The 10,043-nt window shown below is 50.0% G+C and carries 12 protein-coding genes; 5 read left to right on the plus strand and 7 right to left on the minus strand.

The features are described 5' to 3' along the window. Window positions 1-776: type 2 isopentenyl-diphosphate Delta-isomerase (gene fni / locus IQ260_RS21130; RefSeq protein ID WP_193995072.1), on the plus strand; the 776-nt coding region annotated here is incomplete at its 5' end. Window positions 777-817: 41 nt separating this feature from the next. Then, window positions 818-2,644 (plus strand): signal peptide peptidase SppA, encoded by a 1,827-nt coding sequence (gene sppA / locus IQ260_RS21135; RefSeq protein WP_193995073.1) that lies wholly within the window; start codon window positions 818-820, stop codon window positions 2,642-2,644. A gap of 166 nt (window positions 2,645-2,810) precedes the next feature. On the opposite strand, the gene IQ260_RS21140 is transcribed toward sppA, so the two are convergent. The 5 genes from IQ260_RS21140 to IQ260_RS21160 form a co-directional block, all read right to left on the minus strand. Then, on the minus strand, window positions 2,811-3,650 hold the full coding sequence (locus IQ260_RS21140; protein ID WP_193995074.1) for a DUF1206 domain-containing protein: 840 nt from the start codon (window positions 3,648-3,650) through the stop codon (window positions 2,811-2,813). A gap of 467 nt (window positions 3,651-4,117) precedes the next feature. Then, entirely contained in the window at window positions 4,118-4,537 is a 420-nt protein-coding gene (locus IQ260_RS21145; RefSeq protein WP_193995075.1) for a tetratricopeptide repeat protein, read from the minus strand. Window positions 4,538-4,968: 431 nt separating this feature from the next. Beyond that, window positions 4,969-5,646 carry a phosphoribosyltransferase gene (locus IQ260_RS21150; RefSeq protein WP_193995076.1) on the minus strand — a complete coding sequence of 226 codons (678 nt, stop codon included), beginning with the start codon at window positions 5,644-5,646 and terminating at the stop codon, window positions 4,969-4,971. A gap of 48 nt (window positions 5,647-5,694) precedes the next feature. After that, on the minus strand, window positions 5,695-6,282 hold the full coding sequence (locus IQ260_RS21155; protein ID WP_193995077.1) for a hydrogenase maturation protease: 588 nt from the start codon (window positions 6,280-6,282) through the stop codon (window positions 5,695-5,697). Between the two features lie 102 nt (window positions 6,283-6,384). Next, window positions 6,385-6,867, minus strand: coding sequence for a hypothetical protein (locus IQ260_RS21160; protein ID WP_193995078.1), 483 nt, complete (start codon window positions 6,865-6,867; stop codon window positions 6,385-6,387). A 300-nt stretch (window positions 6,868-7,167) separates the two neighbouring features. Here IQ260_RS21160 and IQ260_RS21165 point away from each other — a divergent pair, with 300 nt between their 5' ends. Beyond that, window positions 7,168-7,779: a pentapeptide repeat-containing protein gene (locus IQ260_RS21165; protein ID WP_193995079.1), complete on the plus strand. Its 612-nt coding sequence runs from the start codon at window positions 7,168-7,170 to the stop codon at window positions 7,777-7,779. Window positions 7,780-7,908: 129 nt separating this feature from the next. Here IQ260_RS21165 and IQ260_RS21170 read toward each other — a convergent pair whose 3' ends face one another. Both IQ260_RS21170 and IQ260_RS21175 read right to left on the minus strand, forming a co-directional pair. Next, on the minus strand, window positions 7,909-8,067 hold the full coding sequence (locus tag IQ260_RS21170) for a hypothetical protein (protein WP_193995080.1): 159 nt from the start codon (window positions 8,065-8,067) through the stop codon (window positions 7,909-7,911). Window positions 8,068-8,083: 16 nt separating this feature from the next. After that, window positions 8,084-8,269, minus strand: a complete 186-nt coding sequence (locus IQ260_RS21175; RefSeq protein WP_193995081.1) for a hypothetical protein — start codon at window positions 8,267-8,269, stop codon at window positions 8,084-8,086. A gap of 392 nt (window positions 8,270-8,661) precedes the next feature. Between IQ260_RS21175 and IQ260_RS21180 the strand changes: the two genes are divergently transcribed. Together IQ260_RS21180 and IQ260_RS21185 are read left to right on the plus strand one after the other, a co-directional pair. Further along, window positions 8,662-9,510, plus strand: coding sequence for an HAD-IIB family hydrolase (locus tag IQ260_RS21180; protein WP_193995082.1), 849 nt, complete (start codon window positions 8,662-8,664; stop codon window positions 9,508-9,510). Continuing rightward, window positions 9,503-10,043: family 10 glycosylhydrolase (locus IQ260_RS21185; protein WP_193995083.1), on the plus strand; the 541-nt coding region annotated here is incomplete at its 3' end. The genes IQ260_RS21180 and IQ260_RS21185, both read left to right, overlap by 8 nt.

Raw genomic sequence — 10,043 nt, forward strand, 5'->3', positions numbered from 1 at the left:
CCCAGAATTTTGGTCTGGCTATGGGGGTGGGGTCCCAGCGCGTGGCTGTGGAAAAACCTGAGCTGGCCAATACCTTTAATGTGCGGCGCTATGCGCCGGATGCGTTGCTTCTGGCTAACCTGGGTGCGGTGCAGCTCAATTACAGCTATGGCTTAGATCACTGTCAGCGAGTGGTGGATTGGCTGGAGGCCGATGCCCTGATTTTGCACTTAAATCCGCTGCAGGAATGTGTCCAAACCCGAGGTGATACGGACTTTAGCGGTCTGATGGCCAAGATCGAAACCCTCTGTGCCCAGCTGCCGGTACCGGTAATTGCCAAGGAAGTGGGCAACGGTATTTCCGGGAGTCTGGCTCAAAAGCTGATTAATGTGGGGGTGGGAGCAATTGATACGGCTGGAGCTGGAGGAACGTCATGGGCTCGGGTGGAGAGTGAGCGGGCTGAAGATGTCAAACAGCGTCGTCTGGGGCAGACCTTTGCCGACTGGGGGATTCCAACAGCTGACTGTATTGTGGCGGTACGTGCGATCGCACCCAAAATCCCCCTGATCGCGTCCGGCGGTCTCCGAAATGGGTTAGATGTCGCTAAAACCCTGGCCCTAGGCGCTGATATTGCCGGTATGGCCCTCCCCTTTCTCAAGGCAGCTGACCATTCCGAAGCGGCCCTAGAAACCCTGAGCGATATCCTGATCGCCGAACTCAAAACAGCGTTGTTCTGCACCGGTCAAGGCAATCTTCAGGCACTTAAACACAGCCAAGTGCTTCAGCGCTTACCATAAAGTAAAACCAATCACCCATCCTCTTGGGGCCACATCCCACCATGCGAGATTTCTTTAAATATGCGGCTGCTAGTGCTCTCGGTACGCTAGTGGGTCTGTTTAGCTTAGTCGCCCTACTGGGGGTGGGAGCCCTAGGTCTAGCCGGTTTTTTTCTCAACTCCGCCGCCACTGAAACCGAGCCCGAAGTCGAGAAAAACTCGATATTAGTCTTTGACCTGGCCACCGATGTTGTCGATGCCGTTCCCTTCTCTGGCCCCAGTGTGGTGCTAGAAGAAACCCTCTATGGCAGCAGCTACCGAGCCATTTCTCTCCACAGCGCCCTGCAGGCCATTGAGGCTGCCGCCACCGATGACAGCATCACAGGTATTTACCTCACAGGCAATACCAATGCCGGATTTGCCACCTTAAAAGAGGTGCGAGCCGCCCTCGAAAAATTTAAGACCGACTCGGGTAAACCGGTATTGGCCAGCAACACTATTTGGGGGGAACGGGACTACTATTTGGTATCGGTGGCCGATTCGGTATACCTCAGTCCGGCGGGTGTCATGGAACTCAACGGCTTTCGGGCTGAGATTCAGTTTCTAGCCGGAGCCCTCAATAAATATGGCGTGGGGGTACAAGTGCTGCGGGCAGGGCGCTACAAATCTGCCATTGAGCCCTTTACCCGCACCACCAGCAGCCCCGAGGAAAAACAGCAGACCCAGGCCCTGCTCACCGATCTATGGCAGGAATTTTTGACCACCACCAGCGAAGCCAGGGGTAAAAATCCAGAGGCGATCCAAGCCATTGCTGAAAACCAGGGATTTTTGCCTGCTGCCGAGGCCCAATCCGCTGGGCTAGTTGACAATGCTGTCTTTTACGATGACGTTCTCGCTGAGCTCAGGGAGCTAACGGAGCAGACCGAGGATGAGTGGAGCGAAGATGAGGATGACTTTACTCAAATCAGTCTTTATCGCTACAGCCAAACTTTAGACACTGGTTCCTTTGGCAACAAGGACACCGTTGCGGTGATCTATGCCAGTGGCGAAATTGTGGATGGGGATGGTTCAACGCCAGGTCTGATTACCTCAGGGGGGCTATCCGATACCCTGAGGCAGGCCCGTAACGATCAAGATATTCAAGCGGTGGTGCTGCGGGTGAATAGTCCGGGGGGAAGTGCGATCGCATCCGAAGTCATCGCCCGCGAAGTCGAACTTTTGGCCGCCGAGAAACCCGTCATCATCTCCATGGGCAACTATGCAGCCTCTGGCGGCTATATGATTGCGGCCCCTGGCGATCAGATTTTCGCCACCGCCGGTACCATTACCGGCTCCATCGGTGTATATGGCCTCCGTCTGAACTTTAAAGAAATTGCCAATCGCAACGGCGTCACCTGGGACATCATCAAAACCGCTAAGCTAGCCGATATCGACACCGTGAGCCGCCCCCAAAGCGACGCAGAACTGAAGCTGCAGCAAGGATTTGTCAACACCTTATACGATCGCTTTTTGACCCTAGTGTCTGAGGGACGTGAAACTCCCAAAGAAAAAATAGACCAGGTAGCCCAAGGGCGGGTATGGTCAGGCACCGATGCTGAAACGGTCAATCTAGTAGATCAAATGGGCGGGCTCAACGACGCCATTACAGCGGCGGCCGCCGCCGCCGAACTAGACGATTGGCAGGTAGAAGAACTACCCAAGCCCCCTAGCCTTGAAGAACAAATCTTCGATAGTCTCTTTGGTACTGGTGTCGTCACAAAATTACCCTGGGCTCAAGATCCTATTTCCCAAGAAGCCATAAAACTACGGGAAGAATTGAGCCTGCTCAAAACCCTCAACGATCCGCAAGGCGTTTACATGCGACTACCGTTTACGACAGATATTGACTAGGCGACTAGCCAATATAATGTCGGTCGGTCTCATGTAAACGCTACTGCCTTCCCTTACGATTCGGCAGGAACCCACACAGAAACAGAGCCAGCTGTACATGAAAACTCTCCCCAGCCTTCTTGGTTGGTTGTGACCGGTTCATTCTAAAGAGATATTTATAGCTCAGCTAAGATGGCGCCTCAATTTTGCGATAGCGGGCCTGGACAGCCATGTATATACCATAGGCCACTAGCCCCGCTGCTGTAACAATCAGAAGCCACTGTCCAAAGCTGGACGAATACTGCAGAGCTTCCAGGGCACCTTCAGTTGAACGGGCCTGATCGGCATCTGCTGTAATTGCAGCCTTAATTAAGTACCCACCAATGATGGAAAACACCAGACCACGGGCGGCGATGCCAAACTGACATATTCGAATGAGGTTCTTTCTGGTTATCTGGCTCAGGTTATGAAGACGCAGTCGGTTACGAAACTTTGCTTTGATCGCTCTGTAAAAGTAGTAAAAGGCTACGCCAATGATGCAAACACCAGCTGCGCCCACAACCCATCGGCCCATCGGTTGTTGTAATAATCTAGTCGCCCATACCTCGGGAGTACTGCCCTGGTTGTTCGATTGAGAAGGCTGCCCCAAAGCTAGCCTCAGTGCGGTTAGCGCTAAACTGCTATAAGCTATGCCACTCGCCAGATAGCTTAATCTGCGGACTATGTCTGACCAGTCTCTGCCATCGTGCTCCGGGTCTAAAAATGCTTGAACTAAACGCCAAAGAACATACCCCAGTAGACCAAAACTCACCAGGAACAGCAGTATTTGCCCAAAGGGCTTAGAGGCAATGGCGATTAATGTTCCATCGGATCCGGTTGTTTCTCCGCCAAGATTGAGGGCCGCTTGGGTGGCCAGTATGCCCAGGGAAAGATAAACAATCGCTTTGGCTCCATATCCCAGTCTCGCCAATCCTCGAATCCAGGGAGCTACACTACGTTTGAACTGATGATGAGCCGATGGGGACATGGGGATAAGGCGATAGAGCGCCTATACATATAATCAGATTTATAAAAATTCTGTATCTAACGGAAGTGCTAGGTTGTCTATGGATTGAGTCTATCTGTGGAGAGAGATCGAGATTTCGACACAATCAAAGAGAGTCTGTATTTTGCACCTTGAGACAAAATCTCTCTTTTAGGAGAGTTACGTCATCAACGCCCCCCTTATTCTAGTTTAGGGCAGAATCGAACAATGTCACTAGCGAAGACGTAATTGACGAGATTGAGAGTTTGATCGGCCAATCTGTTTCTATTCGCGGTGAAGTTAAAGAGACTGTGGAAGACGCTTCATTGTTGTAAACGACTCCGCTCAACTCTCTAAGCTGGAAGGTTGCTAGAAGGTTGAGCGGAGTCGAAACCAGATTTATTGGATACATTGTTTAACCGAAAAATCCTTATAGCTCGGCGTAGCGTTTGGAAGCGATAACGCTTGACTTAGCTATTCAAAAAGTCCAGCATATGCTGTGTGTTTACATAGGCATCATAGTGCTGTTCTGATAAATAGAGAGCTGCCGCTGTTCTGAAGTCCGCCGCTGCTATTGACTCATTGCCTAAACGATAATAGACCCAACCTCGCTGTTCTAGCAGTTCAGGTTCACTAGCGCTTGTTAGATCAACAGCCTTGCTTAAGGCTGTTAGAGCATTGGGGTAATCACCAACAACAACAGCATTGGCTCCCACCTGTTGCCAGTAGTCAGCCAGCTGCCGCTGATTTTCTAATTGCTGATATTCATAGGTGGGTGGCACAAAGGGCTGAAGAGCAGTACTATCTACCTCTGCTCGAGCAGTTTGACTGTCTGTACCTAAAAGCGCCAAAGCTGCGATCGCAGCCAACGTAACGTCTCTAAATTTCATCAATGCTTGTTTTTTTACATCTGTTTTTTCTACCCTTCTAGCATAGAAGAAAACAGACGCTGCCTCATCTATCAAAATAACCAAACCTGTGTATACCGTTTGATAGATTTTTCCTAGAAAGCTCAAGCGTACTCGTCTAGATCAGCTGAATAACATCTCGATAATAGCTACAGTTGTTGCCACACAATACAAAAAACAGAGGCTATTTAGGAGCCACATCATGCCAATCATGGAAAAGTTGAGCCATGGGTTGGAATTGATTTGGGAGGAAACGTTCATATAAAATTGCCTAAGTTTCTTCTAGCAATCATAGTGGCGTAATTTTAATCGGCCCACAAACAAACAAAAAGTTCAGGTTTGTTTAAATTTGTTCAAACTTCATTGATGAGGCTGGTGCTAGATCAAATGGGCGGTTTAGGGTAGCTAGACCATTAGGCGGTAGCTTCTTTGATATTTTCCCGATGGCTGGATGGGGAATGCCCAGCTAGCAGCGTACATACTTGCCTATCGGTCACTTGGGTAAAGTTGTCATACCAGCGGCCAATGGCATACAGCTGGTTAGGAATATATAGACACACCAGCCGATCTACCTGCGCTTTTAACTGCTGATAGGCCACTTTAGAGGCAATGGGTACGGCGATTATCAATAGATTAGGTTGTTGCGATCGCACCCACATCACCGCTGCCCGCATCGTTGCCCCCGTGGCCAGCCCATCATCTACTAAAATAACAGTCCGATCATGGACAGCCACTCGGGGGCAATGGCTACGGTATGCCCGATCTCTTCTCTCCAGTTCCTGCTGTTCTTGGGCGGTGATTGTCTGCAGTGTTTGCTGGGAAATCCCTAACCCGCGAATCACCCGATAATTCAAGACCCGTATACCGTCGGCGGCAATGGCTCCGATGGCATTTTCCCGATGGCCAGGTTCCCCCAGTTTACGCACCAGACACAGATCCAGGGGAAGATTGAGTTCCTGGGCAATTTCATAGGCAATGGGGACACCGCCCCGGGGCAGTGCCAGGACTACAGCGGGGCGATTGGCATAGGTCTTTAGCTGCTGCGCGAGCTGCTGTCCGGCCTCGGTGCGATCGCGAAATCGAGTTGTCATATCCTGCTTGCCTCCGCTGCCCTGGCTGGCCCCCTGCCAAGTCCGATTCTAAACAGACGCGTTATGTCCGTAGCGCTCCCCAAATACTGGCCGTCGGTAAGTGATTAAAAACTGTTCGATGGAGCGTAGGGCGCGATCGCATCCTTGGTGGGCCTTGGACGACAGATCACCACCTAAATCACAGGACTCAATCGGAATCTGTAATAGCCAGGCCTGGGGATAACGATGATACAGACGCTGGGTCAAATTGAGCAGGGATAGGGGATCATACGTGTGGGCAGCAAATGCTCGAGACGGTGGCTGCTCACAGACAACAATCGGGGCAATTTGCACAGTACGAATGCGGTTATGACCACAGGCATCCACAAACATGACATAGTTGGTCTGCGCCAGTTCAGCCGTTAACTCAGGAATCAACTGGGGCACAGCCACAGACTTAACCGCCGGTAATTGCCAATCGGCAACGGACATCGCCACCCAGGGACCGACCGCCGCATCGCCACACAGTTCGTTACCATAGCCAATAATTAGAAAGTCATACTCTGCTGTTGTCGGAGCCTGGGCCGATGTCCGAGGTGAGGTTAGAGACGACGTTCGGCGCGTAATCGGAGGTGAGATTTGAGTCGATGGCAGCATAGGACCAGTCCCTTGATAAGCTTTGCTTCACCTTAAGATTACTCAAGAGATATGAGGATTTTATGAGGCTGCCCCGTAGGGATGAGTCTAATTCTCTTATCGCTAGCCTAGAAAATCAGGATTACGCTCTCTAATTAAACCAACCATCATGGGACTCATGGTCGTAAACAGAGTGATCACCAACACAATCAAATGCTGTTCCCAAGGCAGTTGAGAGAGGTAGGCCCAGGTAACAGAGCGTCCCAGTTCAAACCGTCCTAAGGCCACATAGGTGACGTTACAGATAAACGATGTCCAAAAGTCAAAGAGAACCGCCAAGGTCCAAGCTAACCTCAGCAGATAGGTTTCACTTTGTTTGATGCGGCGACTGGCCCAAATGGCTCGAGTGGAAAAGTTAAACGCCCCGGCAATGAGAGTGCCGACTAAACTCAGACCGAGGGCAATAAAATGAATCCCATTTAAAAGCAGCAGGGTCCCCAAAAACGTAGTCAGCAGATCCCAGATCATACTAAGGCGAAAGGCGCTGATGAGCACCAGTCGAGATAGGCTGATGCTAGTGGCTTTGCGCTTTACATCACGGTTCATAGTAGAGTTCCTCGCAAGATGGCAAGTATGGCATGACTAACACTTTCACTCCCTACCTGTGAACTGTCGTGACTATTATTTGGAACTATAAACCAACAGTTTGAGGAACTTATGAGGATCGATTTTCACGTATCGTTTCATTAACTCTGAGAAGCCATATGAGATTTTTCAATGATCTGTGTAAGAATAAAAATAAGATAAAAACTCTTCTTTAGGCTTGTGCCGTAAGACTGTTCTGTAAAACTGTAGCAACAGCAGCAGTCTTATGCAGCTCAGGTTCTATGCTGAGAGGGGGAGATTATGAAACAACGTTTTCTAGTAACACTGTCCCTGCTTTCTGTGCTGATCTGTGACTCGCCGAGCCGAGCTGAAACCCCAGCAGAAACAGTGATTGATGACATGCGGGCTACCAACGTGCAGCGGCTCATCCTCACAAATCAATGCAGACGCTGTGACCTAGTCGGAACAGACCTGAGTAAAGTGCATCTGATTGGAGCCGATTTGCGAGGGGCCCTACTCACCGGGGCCAATCTCTCCTGGAGTAATTTAGAAGGGGCCGACCTCACCGGAGCCCACTTGGCCGGGGCCAATTTCACAGGGGCATTTTTAACTAATGCTAGTTTAGCTAATGCCACCCTAGATCATGCTAATTTTAGCCAGGCTCAGATTTACTATGCAAATGTTGCCGGTGCCTCCATGGAAAATCTCAACTTAGCCGATGCCACCGTTGTGGGCACCCCCATCAGCATCGGCGGTGCAGCTCCCGAGAACAATGAGCTGCCTATTCTTATCCCTGACGATAGCTGGCAGTTAGAACCCCCTATGGACCCTCCTAGCGACCTCTGGTACGTGCCAGGAAGTCCCCTAGAGGAAATTCTGGATATACCACCGCAGATTATCCCTCAGGTTTAAGATCCTCAAATCTAAGGAGAAAACATTGTAAAACATTGCACATGTTGCAACCCCTCCGGAAGCCTGTATTTAGTACAGGACACTTCCGAAGGGGGTAGCTGCCATTTGATGAATTTTACTTATCTACTCTTATTGCTCGGATATGTCTCCATCAAAGGGCTGTACTCCTGTTTCAGGATAGTCATCATCCGTTGGACTAAACAAACGTTTGGCCGCATCTAAAACCCAAGTCGTACTTTGTTGGAGGGTACGGTTAATCCGAGTAAAAAAACCTGGTGAACTGCTCATAGTAGTTTTCCTTGCCTTAGCTATGTTTTTCCTGGGAAGAGACGTTTAACTCCCAACAGTTTTCTAAAAACTGAATTTTGTTGTATCGGTCAAATTTCCATGGGTCTAGGACAGTAGGATTGTCTTTATCAAATAACGGCTGATTGAGGTATCGCCATAGGGCAATCCAGACATTTCTTAAGCTGGTTTTCCAGGTATTCATATCCTTTAGCCCCCCTCAGCTTTCCACTATCTTATAGTCCTAGAATAAAAAGAAAGTTTGGGGATCTTATGAGGATAACCTGGAAGCTGTTGCCTGATTGTCTGCGCTCTTCTGTAACAACTTCAAAATAGAACTGTTTCATAAAACAGACGATCACATTGGCCAGCGTCTCAAAACATAGTGGCCAGAATTAAGGTTGACTTTATAAATCTGAGGAAACGGCTCTATAACCCCTGCTAAGACTCGTTTTAAGGAATTTTACTGGGGCATCAAGGGGATATTTGAACGATGAACTTCTAGACAATGGAGTCCATACCTGCCATAACTATGTGGGACAACATTGTCAGACGTTTGGGGTCAGACGTTTGGGAAGTTTTAACTCAAGATCGCCCATGCCCACACTGTATGTTTCAGATCTCGATGGCACATTACTGACATCCACCGCCACCTTATCCACCTACGCTCGGAACACCCTAAATCATTTATTGGCATCTGGTTTACCCTTCACCATCGCCACCTCCCGCAGCGTGAGTTCTGTAGGGCCTATTTTTCAAGGGGTGTCGCTGCCGTTGCCGGTAATTGAGCTGAATGGAGCTTACATTACTGACTTAGCGACCGGACAGCATCTGATTGTGAATGACATTGCCACCGAGCTGGCCATTGATATTCTGACGCTGGTGGAATCTCACCAAATTAAACCCCTCATTTCCAGCTACAACGGTCAAGATGACCATATGTATTTCACCACCGACGTTAATCCTGGTGTCCAGTGGTATATCGATGATGCTAAGCGGAATGAAGATGGTCGCTGGTCCTGTCGAGCCGATCTGACCCGGATTTTTGACGAGCAGGTGATGCGGTTTACACTAATTGATACCCAAGCACGGCTGACAGAACTGGCGCAGGCATTAGCCTCCCGCTTTGCTGATCGGCTGGATATGCATCTATTTGAAAATCCCTATCAGCCTGACTGGTACTGGCTGACGCTCCAAGACCGGCAGGCGACTAAGGCTAATGGCATCCGCGAACTACAGACGCTCCACCAGCTACATGACCACGAGCTGACCGTGTTTGGCGATCACAATAATGATATTTCGATGTTCCAACTGGCGGATGTGGCCGTGGCAACGGCCAATGCTACGCCAGAACTGAGGCAGCATGCTACCGAAATTATTGGTCATCACGGTGAAGATAGCGTGGTGAAATATTTAGAATCCCGTTGGTCAATGGTGAATGTCTGACGTTATATCCAAATCTCCTAAGAAATCGGGCAAGAGTTCCCGTGCAGCTAAACGTGCTAAATTAGCGAACCGTAAGCGGCGGCGTAATTTGGCAGTGGGCATTGCGGCGCTGTGGCTGGTGTTGGCCTGTTGGCAGGCACCGGCAGTCAAGCTAGCTGACACCAACCAAATTCGGGGGGTGTGGATGACTAATACGGCGGCGGCTATTAATTACTATGGCTTTCGCTTGGATGATGCGATCGCAAACCTAGCGGAGCATGGCATCAATACCCTGTACCCCAGCGTCTGGAACCAGGGCTATACGCTGTATCCCAATCAGGTAACTCAGGAAGCCGGTGGCAGCTGCTGCGATCGCATCGCCAATGTGCCCCTGTATCCCTTTGACGACATCCTCCACAGCCTCACCCGCCAGGCCCATCGCCACAACATGCGGCTGATTCCCTGGTTTGAATACGGTCTGATGATACCGGCGTCATCCGCCATTGTTAGAGCGCATCCCGACTGGCTTACCACCAACCGGGCCGGAGAGACGG

This window comes from Leptolyngbya cf. ectocarpi LEGE 11479, from assembly GCF_015207065.1.
GTDB classification, from domain to species: Bacteria; Cyanobacteriota; Cyanobacteriia; order Phormidesmidales; family Phormidesmidaceae; genus Leptothoe; species Leptothoe ectocarpi.

Bases quoted from the DNA above. Each gene is read 5' to 3' on its own strand.
- IQ260_RS21175 (WP_193995081.1), bottom strand. From the start codon at position 8,269: ATGAATACCTGGAAAACCAGCTTAAGAAATGTCTGGATTGCCCTATGG.
- IQ260_RS21160 (WP_193995078.1), bottom strand. From the start codon at position 6,867: ATGAACCGTGATGTAAAGCGCAAAGCCACTAGCATCAGCCTATCTCGA.
- IQ260_RS21165 (WP_193995079.1), top strand. From the start codon at position 7,168: ATGAAACAACGTTTTCTAGTAACACTGTCCCTGCTTTCTGTGCTGATC.
- IQ260_RS21150 (WP_193995076.1), bottom strand. From the start codon at position 5,646: ATGACAACTCGATTTCGCGATCGCACCGAGGCCGGACAGCAGCTCGCG.
- IQ260_RS21155 (WP_193995077.1), bottom strand. From the start codon at position 6,282: ATGCTGCCATCGACTCAAATCTCACCTCCGATTACGCGCCGAACGTCG.
- sppA (WP_193995073.1), top strand. From the start codon at position 818: ATGCGAGATTTCTTTAAATATGCGGCTGCTAGTGCTCTCGGTACGCTA.
- IQ260_RS21180 (WP_193995082.1), top strand. From the start codon at position 8,662: ATGCCCACACTGTATGTTTCAGATCTCGATGGCACATTACTGACATCC.
- IQ260_RS21170 (WP_193995080.1), bottom strand. From the start codon at position 8,067: ATGAGCAGTTCACCAGGTTTTTTTACTCGGATTAACCGTACCCTCCAA.
- IQ260_RS21140 (WP_193995074.1), bottom strand. From the start codon at position 3,650: ATGTCCCCATCGGCTCATCATCAGTTCAAACGTAGTGTAGCTCCCTGG.
- IQ260_RS21145 (WP_193995075.1), bottom strand. From the start codon at position 4,537: ATGAAATTTAGAGACGTTACGTTGGCTGCGATCGCAGCTTTGGCGCTT.